Origin of the sequence: Siphonobacter sp., assembly GCF_048595215.1 — a bacterium.
Classification (GTDB): domain Bacteria; phylum Bacteroidota; class Bacteroidia; order Cytophagales; family Spirosomataceae; genus Siphonobacter.
Genome location: NZ_JBMDWJ010000298.1, coordinates 1 through 16,840 on the forward strand (window position 1 = coordinate 1; position 16,840 = coordinate 16,840).

Annotated in this window: 14 protein-coding genes; 8 read left to right on the forward strand and 6 right to left on the reverse strand. The window is 48.6% G+C overall.

The window, feature by feature from the left end; translation table 11 throughout:
* Positions 1-664, forward strand: a 664-nt coding sequence (locus tag ACOJTG_RS18470) for a lipase family protein (RefSeq protein ID WP_420155173.1), incomplete at its 5' end; no start/stop codon positions are given.
* A gap of 86 nt (positions 665-750) precedes the next feature.
* Here the strand turns inward: ACOJTG_RS18470 and bshC are convergent.
* The 4 genes from bshC to ACOJTG_RS18490 all read right to left on the reverse strand — a co-directional run bounded on the left by bshC (position 751) and on the right by ACOJTG_RS18490 (position 5,857).
* Entirely contained in the window at positions 751-2,298 is a 1,548-nt protein-coding gene (bshC, locus tag ACOJTG_RS18475; RefSeq protein WP_420155174.1) for a bacillithiol biosynthesis cysteine-adding enzyme BshC, read from the reverse strand.
* Positions 2,299-2,564: 266 nt separating this feature from the next.
* Positions 2,565-3,872: a 30S ribosomal protein S12 methylthiotransferase RimO gene (rimO, locus tag ACOJTG_RS18480; RefSeq protein WP_094811154.1), complete on the reverse strand. Its 1,308-nt coding sequence runs from the start codon at positions 3,870-3,872 to the stop codon at positions 2,565-2,567.
* An 80-nt stretch (positions 3,873-3,952) separates the two neighbouring features.
* The gene (locus ACOJTG_RS18485; protein WP_420155175.1) at positions 3,953-4,366 is read right to left on the reverse strand and encodes a carboxypeptidase regulatory-like domain-containing protein; all 414 of its coding nucleotides are present in this window, start codon (positions 4,364-4,366) and stop codon (positions 3,953-3,955) included.
* Between the two features lie 99 nt (positions 4,367-4,465).
* Entirely contained in the window at positions 4,466-5,857 is a 1,392-nt protein-coding gene (locus tag ACOJTG_RS18490; protein WP_420155176.1) for a UDP-N-acetylmuramate--L-alanine ligase, read from the reverse strand.
* 249 nt (positions 5,858-6,106) lie between these two features.
* On the opposite strand from ACOJTG_RS18490, the gene ACOJTG_RS18495 reads away from it, so the two are divergent.
* From ACOJTG_RS18495 to serS, 5 genes are all read left to right on the forward strand, one after another.
* On the forward strand, positions 6,107-7,591 hold the full coding sequence (locus ACOJTG_RS18495) for an arginine decarboxylase (protein WP_094811151.1): 1,485 nt from the start codon (positions 6,107-6,109) through the stop codon (positions 7,589-7,591).
* A 344-nt stretch (positions 7,592-7,935) separates the two neighbouring features.
* The gene (locus ACOJTG_RS18500; RefSeq protein WP_420155177.1) at positions 7,936-8,628 is read left to right on the forward strand and encodes a tetratricopeptide repeat protein; all 693 of its coding nucleotides are present in this window, start codon (positions 7,936-7,938) and stop codon (positions 8,626-8,628) included.
* Positions 8,629-8,730: 102 nt separating this feature from the next.
* Positions 8,731-9,213 carry a 6,7-dimethyl-8-ribityllumazine synthase gene (ribH, locus tag ACOJTG_RS18505; protein ID WP_094811147.1) on the forward strand — a complete coding sequence of 161 codons (483 nt, stop codon included), beginning with the start codon at positions 8,731-8,733 and terminating at the stop codon, positions 9,211-9,213.
* 176 nt (positions 9,214-9,389) lie between these two features.
* Positions 9,390-10,748, forward strand: coding sequence for an aspartate kinase (locus tag ACOJTG_RS18510; RefSeq protein ID WP_102201429.1), 1,359 nt, complete (start codon positions 9,390-9,392; stop codon positions 10,746-10,748).
* Positions 10,749-10,882: 134 nt separating this feature from the next.
* Complete coding sequence (gene serS / locus ACOJTG_RS18515; RefSeq protein ID WP_420155178.1) at positions 10,883-12,154, forward strand: serine--tRNA ligase; 1,272 nt, start codon at positions 10,883-10,885, stop codon at positions 12,152-12,154.
* Between the two features lie 83 nt (positions 12,155-12,237).
* Here the strand turns inward: serS and ACOJTG_RS18520 are convergent, their stop codons facing one another.
* Positions 12,238-13,731 carry an OmpA family protein gene (locus ACOJTG_RS18520; RefSeq protein ID WP_420155179.1) on the reverse strand — a complete coding sequence of 498 codons (1,494 nt, stop codon included), beginning with the start codon at positions 13,729-13,731 and terminating at the stop codon, positions 12,238-12,240.
* Positions 13,732-13,912: 181 nt separating this feature from the next.
* Entirely contained in the window at positions 13,913-15,040 is a 1,128-nt protein-coding gene (gene tgt / locus ACOJTG_RS18525; RefSeq protein WP_420155180.1) for a tRNA guanosine(34) transglycosylase Tgt, read from the reverse strand.
* 113 nt (positions 15,041-15,153) lie between these two features.
* Here tgt and ACOJTG_RS18530 point away from each other — a divergent pair, with 113 nt between their 5' ends.
* Together ACOJTG_RS18530 and rsmG are read left to right on the forward strand one after the other, a co-directional pair.
* Positions 15,154-16,272 carry a glycosyltransferase gene (locus tag ACOJTG_RS18530; protein WP_420155181.1) on the forward strand — a complete coding sequence of 373 codons (1,119 nt, stop codon included), beginning with the start codon at positions 15,154-15,156 and terminating at the stop codon, positions 16,270-16,272.
* A gap of 128 nt (positions 16,273-16,400) precedes the next feature.
* The coding region (gene rsmG / locus ACOJTG_RS18535) for a 16S rRNA (guanine(527)-N(7))-methyltransferase RsmG (RefSeq protein ID WP_420155182.1) at positions 16,401-16,840 on the forward strand (440 nt) is incomplete at its 3' end.

Consider the following 16,840-nt stretch of genomic DNA (forward strand, 5'->3'; position numbering starts at 1 on the left):
GACCATCGTGGAAAAGGTACGGGAACTTTACGGCAAAGGCACTCGCGAATTTCTGATTATGGGGCATAGTCAGGGTGGTGCACTGGCGTACCTGACCCGTTCATACCTCGCCGACCTGGTGCGACGCCAGGAGCTTCCCGGTGATCTGGTCTTCAAAACGTACTGTAGTGCCGCTCCCAAACCAGGTAATCTGTATTATGCCTATGATTATGAGTTTCTCACGCGGGATGGCTGGAGTCATACGGTTTTAAACGCCGCTGACTGGGTACCCGAAACGCCCTTTTCGATTCAGACGCTCCGGGATTTTAATCCGGTCAATCCGTTTAAAGACGTTAAACCGGCCCTCAAAAAACAGCCTTTTCTAATCCGAATTTTCGCGAGACGCATTTATAACCGGATGGACCGGGCCACGCGTACCGCCGAAAAGCGTTTCCGGAAAACCCTCGGGAAAATGGTGTATTTACAGGTGAAAAAGTACAAACCCAACCTGCCGCAACCTGCCTATGCCTCCGTGAACAATTATATGCGGGCGGGTTCACCCATCATCCTCCAACCGAATGATGCGTACCGAAAACGCTTTCCCGAAGATGGCAAGAATGTATTTGTGCACCATTTGCTGAACCCCTACTATTTTTTAATCAATACGTATTATCCACAGAAATAAACTTGAGATAAGTTTAACGCAACGTTTATAAAAGAAAACCGCTGATCCGATTTGACTCAGATCAGCGGTTTTTTCACTAGCCTTGCCTATGCCTCCGTAAGCATATAAAACTCGTAACAGAACGGATCGAATATATCCAGTAGCTGGCTGATAAATGCCGGATTGGCTAGGTAAAAATTCAGGAAGTTATCCGTACGTTCCTGCAAGCCGCCACCGGGAAACAAGTACGCTTTCAATTCACTCAAATGCCGCACCCCCGTTTCCTGCTTCTGAGCCTCTGAGGCAACCAATCGGCGGTCTAACCGTTCGGCCCAGTTTCTGAGCTTCTGAGCTTCCGCTTTGATGTGCCCATCCAGCGTCGGATTGACTTGTACGGCTTTCGTTCGCATTGCTTCCAGAGCATCCAGCATCTGTTGAAGATCAGGCTGAATATCCAGGGAGTAAGCCGCGTGTCTTTCTACGTACTGCCGGCGTAACGTTGCTTCATCTTCGAAGAGTCCTTCCGGCGTCAGGCCTAGGTTTTGTATCCGCCGCTGCGTAGCCTGACTAATAATCATGGCAAAATTACGCGGCATCAGGATGGGGTAGGGAATCTGGTAATGATCAAATACGGGCTTGAGTTGCAACCAGTACGCCAGCTCGCCCGGTCCACCGAGGTACGCCAAATTGGGTAAAATCACCTCCTGATATACGGGCCGCAGAATAACGTTCGGACTGAATAGTTCCGGCGACTGATCTAATAATTGCTGGATTTCATCCCGCTCAAAAGTCATTCGTGTATCATTCACCCGAACCCCGTTTTCATCCGGCACCAGACGCTCGCGAATGCCTTCGTTCAGATAAAAGAAGTTGATTTCGCGGGGGGTGACCTGTTGCTTATAGCCCAGAGCTTCCAGTTTTTCGGAAGCTTCCTCAACAAGTTTAAACGCCGTATGATTAAAGAGATCGTCTTCGATTACGGGACGGAATTCGGCCTTTAGTGCCCGATCATCGGCATCAATACAGATTAAGCCTTCGGGTCCCAGTAATTCGTGGATGTAATAACGAACCGCGTCAGCCAGGGTGTTATGCTGGAGGTATGCCTGCTCAAAGAGGGGCAGTCGTTCGGGAATTTCTTTGAACAGGGTCGCCAGTTCCTTCGGATTCATCCGGCCTACGGCTCCTTTTTGCTGCGTATGCCAGGTATGGGTTTTCCCCGAAAGCCGGAAATGATTGATTTCCTCAAAATCGTGATCTTCCGTGGCCATCCAGTATACGGGCACAAACGTATACTCCGGAAATTCCTGTTTTAGTCGCCGGGCCAGGTTGATGGCTGTTACTAACTTGAAAATTACGTATAGCGGTCCCGTGAAGAGATTGAGCTGGTGACCCGAGGTTACGGTGAAGGTCTTTTCATCCAGTAATACCCGAAAATCAGGCTTGGAATCGAGTTCGGCGTATTGTTTTTCGAGTACCGAGACCAGCGTCTGCCGCTTCTGTGCATCGAACTTCTTTTGCTCAATCTGCTTTCTAAATCCTTCTAAATCAGGAAATTCACCGTAAAGAGGTTTTAAATTTTCCTGACCGGAAATAAACGCTTGAAATAACGAAGAAAACTGCCGCGTATGGGCTAAAGGAATACAGCTAACCTGCATAATACCGGGATTTGGAGCCCGAAGTTCGTAAAACGGGACTGGCAAACAAACTCGTTCGCCAACGGCTTAGTTCAAAAGGCGGTGAAAGTTTAGTTTCAGGGGAGCAGATGTTTCAGGTTTGATGGTCTGAAAAGCTTCAAACTCCCTCAAACTTTAAACTAATCCTCCATCGTATCAAAAAAGCAAAGGTTTGAACAGGTGTCATCAAACCCATTCAAACCCTTTTAAACTTGAAACCCACTCAAACCTTAAACACCCTTCAAACCTTACACCAACTCCCCGTAAAGATCAAATTCTTCCGCTGACGTAATGCGTACCTGAGCAAAATCGCCCTGACGTACGTACTGGTTAGCGGCGACGAGTACTTCGTTGTCTACTTCGGGAGAATCGAATTCAGTACGGCCAATAAAATAGCCGCCTTCTTTCCGATCAAACAGTACTTTATAGATCTGACCAATTTTAGCTTGGTTCAACTCCAGGGAAATGCCCTGTTGTAATTCCATGATGTCATCGGCCCGTTGCTGCTTTTCTTCCGCCGGCACGCTGTCTTCCATCGTTGCCGAGTGCGTCTGATCTTCGTGTGAGTACTGGAATACCCCCAGACGATCGAAACGTGTGTTTTCCACAAAGCGGTACGTTTCCTCGAACAATTCTTCCGTCTCCCCGGGGTGACCCACAATCAGCGTGGTACGCAAGGCAATGCCGGGCACTTTATCGCGAATGGTATGGATAAGTTCTTCGGTTTTTTCCCGCGTAATGCCCCGCCGCATCAGTTTCAACAATTCCGTCGAGCCCGTTTGCAGGGGCATATCCAGGTATTTGCAGATGTTAGGCTTGGCGTTCATGACGTCGAGCACGTCCATCGGGAAACCGGAGGGGTACGCATATTGTAAACGAATCCAGTCGATTCCTTCGACGTCCGAAAGACGGTCGATCAGCTCGGCCAAATTCCTCTTTTTATAAATATCCAGTCCGTAATACGTCAGGTCCTGAGCCAGCAAAATCAGCTCTTTAGTACCCCGGCGAGCCAATGACTTGACTTCGGTTTCCAGATCTTCAATTGTACGGGAAACGTGATTGCCCCGCATCAGCGGAATGGCACAGAAGCTACAGGGACGGTCGCAACCTTCCGCAATTTTCAGGTAGGCGTAATGAGCGGGCGTAGTCAGTAAGCGTTCGCCCACGAGTTCGTGCTTGTAGTCGGCCTTCAGCGTCTTGAGCAGGCGGGGCATTTCATTACTGCCAAACCAAGCGTCTACTTCCGGAATTTCGACTTCCAGCTCGTCCTTGTACCGTTGCGACAGACAGCCCGTTACGTACACTTTCTCCACCATACCCTCGGCCTTGGCGTCTACGTAGCGAAGAATGGTATCGATGGATTCCTGCTTGGCATTGTCGATGAAGCCGCAGGTATTGATCACCACAATCTGGGAATCGTCCCGCTCGGATTCGTGAGCTACTGCGTAGCCATTACCCTTGAGTTGCGTGAACAGGTTTTCGGAATCGACCAGGTTCTTGGAACAGCCCAGCGTAACGATGTTTACTTTATTCTTTCGTAATGTCTTGGTTTTCATGCGAATGGAAACAAGTCTTTAAAACCGGAAACCAGAACGAAGGCCGCCATCTTCTGTCTCCGGTTTCTTGCTTCTGAACTCTAAAAAACGGCTGCGTAATTGATTTCAAATTGAATCTCTTCGTATTTCCCTTTTCGAACGGTTACTGGAAAAATATTTCCCTGTCCATCCATAAGGTTCGCCCATAAGCCCTGCGGCTCCTTGGTAAAGAGCGAGTAGCGGCCCGGGGCAAGCTTGACTTTAAAGCGACCGCTGGCATCGGTAACTACTTTCTTTACCCGTTTGGTTCGGATGTTTCGGTAAAAACCTTCCTGCTGTTCAGTCTGGTTCTGATTCGTCAGCTGATAAATCCAGACTTCCCGCTTTACGCCCTTTACCACCGATGCCGGTCGGTCGGGCGAGGGCATTTGGTTACCGGATTTCCAGATTACCTGTCCCCGAATCCCCGAGGCCAGACGAGTAGTTTTAGCCTGATTTTGAAAAACGAGGCACAAAAGTACGCATAATATCAGTAACCTTCTCATAGCCAGTCGCATAAAAAAGCGGACGTCATTTGGCGTCCGCTTTACAAACGTAAAAATTTCGCTAAAAATTTATCCCAGCACCTCTTTTACCAGTTCGGGAATATTTAACCCATCGAAGGTACCAGATGACATCAGCAGCAAATTTGCTTCGTCCCACTGCTGACTTAGCAAAAATTCTTTCAAGGCCTGATTGTCCGTAAACACCTGCAGAGCTGGATTTCCGAAAGCTTCAATAATATCTTCGGGTGAAATCGGCGTCAGTTTTTTGTGTTCAATGGTATGCGGACTGTAGTACACGGCGGCCACATCCGGCGTATTGAACTTGCCTTTGTACTGCGGCAAAAAGTACTTATTTAAACTACTGAATGTATGTAATTCCACAACCGCCACCAGTTTGCGTTCGGGAAACTGGCTTTTCACCGCTGTAGACGTGGCTTCCAATTTGGAAGGAGCGTGGGCGAAATCCCGGAAAATGACCGTATGATCATTTTCACCCACCCGTTCCAGCCGATTGGCAGCACCCGAGAATGACTGGATGGCTTCGTAAAACATGAAATCTTCCACGCCCAGTTTCTCCAGGACGATTCGGGCTCCGTTCAAGTTTTTCATGTTATGCCCACCGAAGATTTTCAGGGGCACTTCCTCACCATTGGGCTTAAGCAGGTACGTTAACCCGTCACGAATCACGTGGGGATGTTCGCCATAGCCAACGGGCTGTACGTCAGGTCGTTCTTTCTTACAAATTACTGATATCACATCATCCGTATCATCGTAGATAAGCATACCACCTTTGGGTGAATCTTCGGCCAGCAGTTCAAACTGACGAACGTATTCCTCAAATTCTGGGTACACATTGATATGGTCCCAGGCAATGCCCGAAATCAGGGTAATGTGGGGATGATAATGCAGGAATTTCGGCTGACGATCGATCGGCGAAGAGAAATACTCATCGCCTTCAATCACGATCACCGGAGCGTCGTCGGAAAGTTTAACCATGGTATCAAAACCCGCCACCCGGGCTCCTACCAGATAATCGAACTTCCGGTTGAAAAACTTCAGTACGTGCAGAATAATGGCCGTAGTCGTCGTTTTTCCGTGACTACCCGCAATGACCACCCGTTGTTTATTCAGGCTTTGCTGATACACAAACTCCGGGTAGGAGTAGACCCGAATGCCCAGTTCCTGAGCCTTCAGTAACTCCGGATTGTCGGCCCGGGCGTGCATGCCGAGAATAACGGCATCCAGTTCTGGCGTAATTTTTTCGGGAAACCATCCCATCTGATCCGGTAAAAGGCCCGCCTGTTGCAGACGCGATTGGGCCGGTTCATAAATTTCATCGTCCGATCCCGTTACGAGGATTCCTTTCTGATGCAATACGAGAGCCAGGTTGTGCATGGCTGCTCCACCGATCGCAATAAAGTGAATGCGTTGAGACGGGGTTATTTCACTGGATAAAGTCATTCAAAATCAGCTTTTAAAATTTTACTTTCCTGGCTCTTCTCGTTGAAAGGCCAATCTTGGGGCCACGGACAAAAAAAATGACCGAACCTGCAATTATTGCGACGGTTTTTCGGTTGCAAAGGTTATAATTTCCGTGCAATTTCGCACGCTTGTTTTCAATCGGTCTTTGCAGGCGTAAGTCTTTAAAGCCGCGTGAGTTCAAGTTTATCGATATAATTCACCTTTTAAAATGTATTTCCGTCCCAAAGGATGAAAAACTACATTGATCTTATTGAGCAAACCTTTGAATTCCCAACCCGGGAATTCGGTGTGGACGAGAAGAACACGCTACTCTTCAATAATGTCCCGCTGATGGATATTATTCGTCAGTACGGTACGCCGCTCAAACTTACGTACCTGCCTAAAATCGAAGAGCATATCGAGCACGCCCGGTTGCTGTTTCGGAACGCCATGAAGAAATTCAATTATAAGGGCAGCTATACGTATTGTTATTGTACGAAATCTTCGCACTTCCATTTCATTCTGGAAGAAGTGCTGAGTAATAACTGTCACTTAGAAACTTCTTCCGCGTACGACATCGCCATTATTCGGGAACTGTACCGGCAGGAGAAGCTGACGAAAAATACGTTCATCATCTGTAACGGTTATAAACTTCCGCAGTACCAAAAATACATCACGAATCTCATCAACGATGGGTTCAACTGTATTCCCGTACTCGATAACCTGAAAGAAATTGATTACTACATCGAAAATACGCACACCGAGGCCGTAAATCTGGCCATTCGGATTGCGACCGATGAAGAACCCAATTTCTCGTTTTATACCTCACGTTTGGGAATCCGGTATTCGGATATCATGGATTTGTACAAAAACAAAATCCAGCCCAATCCGAAACTGAAGCTGAAAATGCTTCACTTTTTCATCAATTCCGGTATTAAGGATAACGCCTATTACTGGTCGGAATTGACTCGCTTTATGTTCAAATACTGCGAGATGAAAAAGGTATGTCCCGACCTGGATTCGATCGATATTGGCGGTGGATTACCCATTCAAACCTCGGTATTCTTTAAGTACGATTACCAGGCCATGATCGATGAAATCATTGAAAATATTCAGTGGATCTGTAACAAAAATAACGTACCGGTTCCGAATATTCTCACTGAATTTGGTAGCTATACGGTTGGGGAAAGTGGTGCGGTGATTTACAAGGTCATCGATAAAAAACAGCAAAACGACCGTGAGCTCTGGTACATGATTGACGGCAGTTTCATTACGCAACTACCTGATTCATGGGGCATTGGTCAGAAGTACATCATGCTGCCGGTGAATAACTGGGATTCGCCCTACGAGAAAGTGAACCTCGGTGGACTAACCTGCGACTCGCAGGATTTCTATAACACCGAAGCTCATTCGGAAGACTTGTACGTACCTAGTTTCGATATTGACAAAGAAGATCAGTACATCGGCTTTTTCCATACCGGAGCGTACCAGGAATCATTGGGCGGCTACGGCGGGATTCAGCACTGCCTGATTCCAGCACCTAAGCACGTCATTGTAGATCTGGATGAAGATGGCAATATTACCAGCCGTTTGTTTGCTCCCCAACAAACGCACGAAAGTATGCTACAGATTTTGGGCTATGGCTTGAAGCCGAAGGAAGGCATTGCCGAATCCGCTGAAATGCAGGCTCGGGCCCAGGAAAACCCGGAACTAGTCGAGCAACAGGAAAAATAGGAAAATGATACGGCAGGAAACCCGGAAACGATTCCTGCCGTATTTATTCAAGATAATTTGTAACTTGCTGAGGTTTAAGCATTCACAAACGTATTTATCCGCATCCAATTCCATGAAAAAATCCGCCTACCTGCTGGTTCTTTTAACCCTTGTATCGCTGGCCTCGTGTGCTCGTAAGAACAATTGCCCGGCTTATGGCAATACTAGCGTAGAAAGTACTAAACGCTAAACTGTTACATCTGGTTGGAACTATTTTGCAGATACGCCTAAATCTTTAGGCGTAATCGTTTGAGCTATCCTCTGGGTTGCTTACTTTTGCGTTCCAATTTCAATAGCACCTAACAATGGCAAAGAAAAACAGTGGCTTGGAGTTCCTGGAAAGCCCCGAAGGACTAGCGGGCGAGTTCGGAAAAGCCCAGTCTTTTTTTGATAAAAATCAGAAAGTAGTGTACGGCATCATTGCTGCAGCCATTGCAGCAGTCGGACTATTTTTTGGCTATCAGTATTGGCAGGATACACAAAACGCAGAAGCCTCTGCCGTTCTGTATCCGGCAGTCAATGAATTTGAAGCAGATTCTCTGAATAAAGCATTGAAAGGCGGTCCTGGTGTAGAGGGACTGACGGCCATTGCGGATGAATACGGCTCTACGAAAGCTGGTAAACTGGCGAGTTTTTACGCCGGTGTAGCTCTGCTGAAACAAGGCAAGTACGACCAGGCCATTGAGCAATTGAAAGACTTTAGCAGCAGCGACCTCCTGATTCAGGCTCGGGCGTATGCACTCATTGGCGATGCGTATCTGGAGAAAAAGGACGCGTCAAACGCCATTGATTACTACAAAAAAGCGGCTGATTACAAGCCCAACAAATTTTTTACCCCAACGTACCTGTTGAAACTGGCTACGGCCTATGAAGTAGCCAATCAGAACAAGGAAGCCATCGATTCGTACTCGAAGATTATTGAGAACTACCCTCAATCGGCTGAGTATGTAACTGCGAAGAAATACAAGGCCATCTTAGAAGGGCCGGCTTCCGAGTAATTTGGGGCGATATCGCACTAAAAATGAAAGGGATGAGGCCATATGGTCGCATCCCTTTTTTGTTGTCTATCGTTAGTGTATCACTTTCTCTATCTGTGACAAATGGCTTCTGAACTTAAAAACCTGAGCGTTTTCTCAACTGAAAACCTGCCCGATATTAGCGAAAAACATTTTGCCATTCTGGTGGCCGAATGGAACAGTGAAGTTACCAATGCTCTCTTCACCGGAGCCTACCAGACGCTGGTCAATTACGGAGCCAACGAAGAGTTCATCCACGTACGCACCGTACCCGGCAGCTACGAACTCAGTTTTGGAGCGGCTTTGGCGGCTCAGGCCTCGCACATTGATGCCGTAATCTGTCTGGGTTGTGTGATTCAGGGTGAAACGAAACATAACGACTACATCAATCACGCCGTCGCTCAGGGACTTACCAACGTAAGTATTCAATACAACAAACCCGTCATCTTTGGTGTGTTAACGCCCAACAATCAACAGCAGGCCTTGGACCGGGCGGGTGGCGTACACGGCAACAAAGGCGACGAAGCTGCTATTACGGCCATTAAAATGCTGGGCGTTTCCTTTTAGGCTGGTTTGAAGGTTTCAGGTTTGAAAGGTTTGATTGAAGGTTTAACGTTTGACAAGGGTTTGAAACCCCTCAAATGATTGAAACCCTTTCAAACGTTAAACTACCTCAAAACCACGTAAACCTTAAACCCCAGTTCAAACTTTACAACAAAACCTTTTTTAACTATACGTACCTCATGCAAGTCTGGAAATTTGGTGGTACTTCCGTCGGGAAACCCGAACGGATGCACTCGATTCGAAACCTGATTACAGCCGACAACGGCAAAAAAATTGTTGTTCTCTCCGCTTTATCTGGCTCGACCAATGCCCTGCTTGCGATGGGAGAACTGGCCAAAGTAGGTAACGACGAAGAACTGGCCCAGAAAATCGCCGAACTGCGGGCTCATTACGACGCCTTCATTCAGGAACTCTACCAGACGCCCGAAGGCTTAGCCAACGGTCAGGCGATTGTGGAAAAAGAATTTTCGTTTATCCAGTCGGTGACGTCGATTCGTCCCTTTACGCTCAAGCAGGAAAAAGAACTCGTGGCCGAGGGAGAAATTCTTTCGACGCAGATGTTCGAAGCCTATTTGCAGGAGCAGGGAGAAAGCTCAGTACTCTTCCCGGCTCTGGATTTCATGCTGATTGATGCCGATAACGAGCCCGTACTTTCGCATACGGAAGAAGCTCTGGGTCAAATGCTCGACCAGCATCCCGATAAGCAGCTCATCATTACCCAGGGTTTTATCTGCCGGAACCCTCGCGGTGAAATCGATAACCTCAAACGCGGTGGCTCGGATTATACGGCGTCCCTGATTGGTGGAGCCATCCGGGCGGATGAAATTCAGATTTGGACGGACATTGATGGCATGCACAACAACGATCCCCGGATTGTGAAGAAGACGTTCCCGATTCGGGAATTGACCTTCGAAGAAGCCGCCGAACTGGCTTATTTCGGTGCCAAAATCCTCCATCCCAGTACCATCACGCCCGCCAAATTACGCGGCGTACCGGTACGCTTGAAGAATACGATGGAGCCAGCCGCCTTCGGTACGCTGATTGCGACGAAGTCGAGCGAGCGGGAAATCAAGGCTATTGCCGCCAAAGATGGCATTACAGCCATTTATATCCATTCGACGCGTATGCTGAACGCCTATGGCTTTTTGCGTCGCGTATTCGAGGTGTTTGAAAAGTACAAAACACCTGTGGATATGATAACTACTTCGGAAGTATCCGTCTCGGTTACCATTGATAATCCGGAAAACCTGGAGAAAATCACGGCTGAACTGAAGCAGTTTGCCGATCTGGAAGACCACGATTACAACCAGACGATCATCTGCATCGTCGGAAATTTCTCGGCCGACAAAGAAGGTGTGGCCCTGAAAGTACTCGAAGCCATGAAAAACATCCCAATCCGGATGATTTCGTACGGTGGCTCCGAGCATAACATTACCATTCTGGTGGATGGTAAATACAAAAACGAGGCTTTGAACGTACTAAACGAGCGTCTCTTCCACTACGAAGACGCGATGAAGGGTATTTTTACGGCTCCCTGATTACTTAAGGCGATACGCAGCAACCGCGGATGACGCCGAACCTAAACGTAGATTCGTTTAGTGGATTCAGTGTCATCCGCGTTGTTTTTGTTCGTCATTGCAAACGATTTTAATGGCCTTGTGCCGACTTGATTATGTTACAACTCAACTTCATCCGGGAAAATAAAGAAGTAACGATTGCCGGATTAAAGAAAAAATACTTCAAAGAGCCCGAAGCCGCCATCGATCTATTGCTTACGCTGGATCAGAAACGCCGCGAAACGCAAGCCGATCTCGACGCTACGCTGGCCCAATCCAATGCTCTAGCCAAACAAATTGGCGGCCTGATGAAAGAGGGCAAAAAAGACGAAGCGGAGGCCGCGAAAGCCCAGACGGCCCTGTTGAAAACCCGTTCCAAAGAACTGGAAGAACAACTGCGGCAGGCAGAATCCATCTTACAGGATGAACTGGTCAAGTTGCCCAACTTACCCCACGAAAGCGTTCCGGAAGGCCGTACGCCCGAAGAAAACGTGGAAGTATACACCTGGGGAGAAAAACCCGTACTGGCCGATGATGCCCAACCCCACTGGGAGCTGATCAAGAAGTACGACATTATTGATTTCGAGCTGGGCAATAAAATCACCGGAGCTGGTTTCCCGGTGTACAAAGGTAAAGCTGCTCGTTTGCAGCGGGCCATGATTAACTTCTTCCTGAACGAAGCCGCGGACGCCGGATACCTGGAGATTCAGCCGCCGATTCTGATCAACAAGGAGTCAGGCTTTGGGACGGGACAGTTACCCGATAAGGAAGGCCAGATGTACTACGCCAGCGACGATGATCTGTACCTGATTCCGACGGCGGAAGTACCTATTACGAACATCTACCGCGATACCATCGTAGCCGATCAGGAGCTTCCGGTTAAAAACACGGCCTATACGCCCTGTTTCCGTCGGGAAGCCGGTAGCTGGGGAGCCCACGTACGCGGTCTGAACCGTCTGCATCAGTTTGATAAAGTGGAATTGGTACAGATTCGCAAGCCCGAAGAATCTTATCAGGCTCTGGAGGAAATGGTGGAGCACGTGAAAGGTTTGTTACAGAAGCTGAATTTACCCTTCCGGATTATTCGTCTGTGTGGCGGTGATATGAGCTTTACCTCTGCGTTGACGTACGATTTCGAGGTATGGTCTGCGGCTCAGCAACGCTGGCTGGAATGTAGCTCTGTCTCTAACTTCGAAAACTACCAGGCCAATCGCCTGAAACTGCGGTACAAAGTGGACGGCAAAACCCAATTGTTGCATACGCTGAACGGCTCTGCTCTGGCTCTGCCACGTATCTTGGCTGCTTTGCTGGAAAATAACCAGTCTGCGGAAGGCATTCGCATTCCCGAGGTATTGGTTCCGTACTGCGGATTCGATACTATTCAGTAGTACCGTTTGTAGATATCCACAAAAAAAGGAAGCCCGAAAGGCTTCCTTTTTTTAGTTATCCACAGTTACAATGTGGATAACTTTTAGGGTAAGAATCGTAGTTCTACCCGACGGTTTTTCTCCTGACCTTGTTTCGTGGTGTTATCTCCAATCGGTTTGAAGGCACCATACGCTTCGGTAAGGATACGGCTTGGATTCGCTACCCCCGCTTTGATGAGGTAGTTTTTCACGGCCTGTACCCGACGTTCCGAAAGGGTAATGTTATGACGATCCGAAGAGCGACGATCCGCGTGTCCCGTCAGTTGCAGACGGCAGTTGGTCCGGTTGAGCAGTTCGACAATACGCGTTAGCATTTCGTTGTACTCGGGTCGGATGACGCTCTTGTCGGAATCAAAATTCACGTTCGCGAAAATTTCCAGACAGGCCTGACCCGGCGTTAGCGAATTAACAATCTGTTCGAAATCAATGGCAACTCCTGAGCCGGAAACGATACTGCCCGCGGGCGTATTGGGTTGTTTGTCGAAGTAATCGGATACGCCGTCATTATCCGAATCGATCAACAAACGAGGATCGATGTCCTTGGGCCGGTTGGCTTTAGCAATCGAATCGATTTCCGACATGCTGAGAATTTTTTCCGGCTTATATAGCAGGCGAGGGTCGGTGTACCGCAGATTATAAGTGCCTTTCGCCGAATCCCAAACCTTGTCACGGCCTACCTTGATCGCATTTTTTCCAAACTTATACGTCAGCGTCAGGTAAGGCGTAGCGAATTTATCCAGGTCGGAATTTCCGCGTTTGTAATCCTGAATGTTTCCGCGATTACCCGCCCGGTCGTACATACTGGTGTTGTCGCCACCAACGGTAGCATCCAGCTTTTCCGTATTGACGTTATTCAGGACGAAATCGATACCAATATCAAATCGGGGCGAAAGTTCGTAAGCAATGGCAAGTCCAACGGGGAATACCACCGCATTCGAGCGTTTCTTGGGAGACACGTCCAGACCCGCGTAAGGTCCGTTAGGTCCATCCATATCGACGACTTCCTGCGTAATATTCGACATCCGTTTGATGCGACCCGTTCCGATTTCGTAAGCCGTAGATTTGAACCAGAGTACGCCAAAACCAGCGTGCAGGTCGATCTTCCAGCGATTCAGTTTGCGGGGACCAAACAGCAGGCTTTTCATGTTGATGTTTCCCACTAAAGCCGTCTGGAAGTACTCTGCCCGAAAATACGAGTTATAAATCCGGCTTTTGGCTCCGCGAAGATTACCTGCATCAAGCTTCAAACTGGCTCCGAACAGGTGCGAAAGCTGTTTATTCACATCCAATCCAAAACCTACGGCTCCCCGTTCTGAGGCTGGGCGGTATTCCTTCGGGTGCGGAGCTGGCCAAAAATCGTACTCCCGTAAGTCTCCGTAAAACTGGGGCGATCCACCGCGTACGCTTATGGACCACGTATTCAGCTTATTTGGACCTTCGTATAATGCATTGGGACGGTAAGGGTCGGTTTGAGCTCCGGCGTTCCCGGCTAGCATTCCCGCAAGTACGACAAAAGACAGACAGCGTATACTTCTCATAAGCTCATTTTAATGGAATTGCTGACAATTCCCAGGTTGATAAGTTAACATCAGGCGTCGCAAAAATAGAAGTTAATTCCGTTGCTCAACCGTTTTACAGGAAGGAGGCCGCCCTACGCAGACGTTAGCAGATATACGATGATTGCATCCTTCCTGTTTCGTTTCGGGAAAAGATTCGCCCTTACAAACGTCGCATGACCTGTTCTACCATCTGGTTTTTCCAGGGCAGATACGTACCATTTAAGATTTGCTGGCGAGCTTCTTTCACCAGCCACAAATAAAAGGTAAGATTATGCACACTCGCAATTTGTGGTCCCAGCAATTCGTCGGATTTGAATAAATGTCGCAGGTACGCTTTGGAATAAAACGTGCTGGTGTATCCACCCAGTTCTTCGTCGATGGGACTAAAATCCTTCCGCCACTTCTCGTTTTTAATGTTGATAATTCCCTGCGTCGTGTACAAAATGCCGTGCCGGGCGTTGCGGGTGGGGAGTACGCAGTCCATCATATCAATACCCAGAGCGATACTTTCGAGGATGTTGGCTGGCGTACCCACGCCCATCAGGTAGCGGGGTTTATCCTGCGGCAGAATGGAGCAAACCAGGTCAGTCATTTCGTACATATCCTCGGCGGGTTCACCCACCGAAAGGCCACCAATGGCATTTCCTTCCCGACCCAGCGAAGCAATAAACTCTGCCGATTGCCGCCGTAAGTCCGGATACGTACTTCCCTGAACAATGGGAAACAGGGCCTGCGAATGCCCATATTTCGGCTCCGTCGTATCGAAGCGATCGCAGCAGCGTTGCAGCCAGCGGTGCGTCAGTTCCATCGAGCGGCGGGCGTACCCGTAATCGCAGGGGTAGGGGGTGCACTCGTCAAAGGCCATCACGAAGTCGGCCCCGATGGTCCGCTGAATGTCCATGACCCCTTCGGGTGTAAAGACGTGCGTAGATCCGTCGATGTGCGATTTGAATTTCACGCCTGCTTCGTCAATCTTGCGTCCCGTACCCGCCAGCGAGTAGACCTGAAAACCACCCGAATCCGTCAGAATGGGTCGATCCCAACCGTTAAATTTATGCAAACCGCCCGCCTGTTCTAGTACCTCCAAGCCCGGCCGCAGGTAGAGGTGGTACGTATTTCCCAGAATGATCTGGGCCTTAATGTCTTCCTTCAATTCCCGTTGATGCACCGCCTTCACACTGGCCACCGTTCCTACGGGCATAAAAATCGGGGTTTCAATTGTACCGTGATCGGTCTGGATCGTTCCGGCCCGAGCCTTTTGATCCTGTTTTATGACTTCAAACTGCATATGCTTCTTCCTAAAAAAATGCAAAGGTACTAACAATCAGGGGGCCACCCTAGTTTCTTACGAATTCCGTAAGAAACGCTTATTTTTGCGGCCGCTTTGACAGACACCCTCCCGTGATCGCTTTCATTCTTTTGGGTATTGCCGTCGGAATTCAGTTGCTATATCTGCTGATTTTTTTGAAAACGGCCTTTTATACGGTACCAAATGCCACCCCTGAAAGCCTGCCCGGCGTTTCGGTGGTCGTTTGTGCCTGGAATGAACTGGAAAATCTACGGGAACTGATTCCGATCCTGCATGCCCAGCGGTACGAAACGTTTGAGATCATTATTGTCAACGACAAGTCCGACGATGGGACCTTTCCTTTCCTAAAGCTCGAATGTGATGCTTACGAACATCTGCGGGTGATCCATATCGACCAGACGCCCGCTCATATTGCCTCCAAGAAATACGCCCTCACGCGGGGCATACAGGCGGCTACGCACGACCTCATTCTGCTAACGGATGCCGACTGCCGTCCCGCTTCCCCGCAGTGGATCCAATATATGGTTTCGCAATTAAGTCCAGACAAAGAAATTGTACTGGGTTTTTCGCCGTATCAGCGAGAGCCGGGATTTCTCAATACATTCATTCAGTTTGAAACCTTTTACACGGCCCTGCAATACGTTTCCTTCGCTCTGGCCGGACTTCCGTACATGGGCGTAGGCCGGAATCTATTATACCGAAAATCGCTCTTTCTGAAGCATAAAGGCTTCAACGGATTTCTGAACGTGCTGGGAGGTGACGATGATCTCTTTATCAACAAAGCGGCCACGGCTTCCAACACGGCCGTGTGCCTGCATCCCGACAGTTTTACCTACTCCATTCCTAAGCAAAGCTGGGCGGCGTGGTTTCACCAGAAACGGCGGCATGTATCGGTAGGCGGATATTATAAACGACGGGATCAGTTGCTGCTGGGTTTGCTGGCTTTCTCGCATCTGGCCTGCTGGGTGTTGTTTCTGGGAACTTTTGTTTATTTCCTATGGGAACGAAATTCCGAGATGCTGGCCTGGACGGGTGGTATCTTTGTCCTGCGTACGCTGGGAGTCTGGTACATTTGGGGCCGAGCCAACCAGACGCTCGGAGGCCGGCTTAGCTCTAGTATGATTCCAGTTATGGACGTCCTGCTGGCGTGGTATTTGCTTGGAATGGGCTTTGTATCTACTTTTTTTAAGAAGAAAATTACCTGGAAATGAGTGGAAGACCGGATTTAGGCTAGGCCCTGACTCATTTTACGATTTATATTCTGATTATCAATCTCATGGAAATCATAAAAAAATAATTCCCTGACCTAAAGCCCCGGCAGGAAGAACAATTTGGGCAGCTGGGAGAACTGTATCGGTTCTGGAACGAACAGATCAACGTGGTATCCCGGCAGGATGTGGATAACCTCTACGAACGGCACATTCTGCATTCACTGGGTATCGCGAAGGTAATGCCGTTCAAACCCATGACCGAGATTCTGGACGTAGGTACGGGAGGCGGTTTTCCGGGTGTTCCGCTGGCGATTCTGTTCCCCGACTCGCAGTTTCATCTGGTGGACAGTATTGGCAAGAAAATTCGCGTCGTAGAAGAAGTGTCCAAGGCCACTGGGCTGACCAATCTGCGGGCGGAGCAAAAACGAGCGGAACAGGTACCCGCGGCGGCGTACGATTTTATTGTGAGTCGGGCCGTTACGCGATTAACTCCCTTCTACGGCTGGGTGAAGACGAAAGTCCATAAAAACCAGTTCAACGACCTTAAAAACGGAATTTTATACCTGAA

Excerpts from the sequence above, each read along its gene's own strand:
- bshC (WP_420155174.1), bottom strand. The coding sequence starts at position 2,298 with ATGCAGGTTAGCTGTATTCCTTTAGCCCATACGCGGCAGTTTTCTTCG.
- rimO (WP_094811154.1), bottom strand. The coding sequence starts at position 3,872 with ATGAAAACCAAGACATTACGAAAGAATAAAGTAAACATCGTTACGCTG.
- ACOJTG_RS18490 (WP_420155176.1), bottom strand. The coding sequence starts at position 5,857 with ATGACTTTATCCAGTGAAATAACCCCGTCTCAACGCATTCACTTTATT.
- ACOJTG_RS18495 (WP_094811151.1), top strand. The coding sequence starts at position 6,107 with ATGAAAAACTACATTGATCTTATTGAGCAAACCTTTGAATTCCCAACC.
- ACOJTG_RS18500 (WP_420155177.1), top strand. The coding sequence starts at position 7,936 with ATGGCAAAGAAAAACAGTGGCTTGGAGTTCCTGGAAAGCCCCGAAGGA.
- ribH (WP_094811147.1), top strand. The coding sequence starts at position 8,731 with ATGGCTTCTGAACTTAAAAACCTGAGCGTTTTCTCAACTGAAAACCTG.
- ACOJTG_RS18510 (WP_102201429.1), top strand. The coding sequence starts at position 9,390 with ATGCAAGTCTGGAAATTTGGTGGTACTTCCGTCGGGAAACCCGAACGG.
- serS (WP_420155178.1), top strand. The coding sequence starts at position 10,883 with ATGTTACAACTCAACTTCATCCGGGAAAATAAAGAAGTAACGATTGCC.
- ACOJTG_RS18520 (WP_420155179.1), bottom strand. The coding sequence starts at position 13,731 with ATGAGAAGTATACGCTGTCTGTCTTTTGTCGTACTTGCGGGAATGCTA.
- tgt (WP_420155180.1), bottom strand. The coding sequence starts at position 15,040 with ATGCAGTTTGAAGTCATAAAACAGGATCAAAAGGCTCGGGCCGGAACG.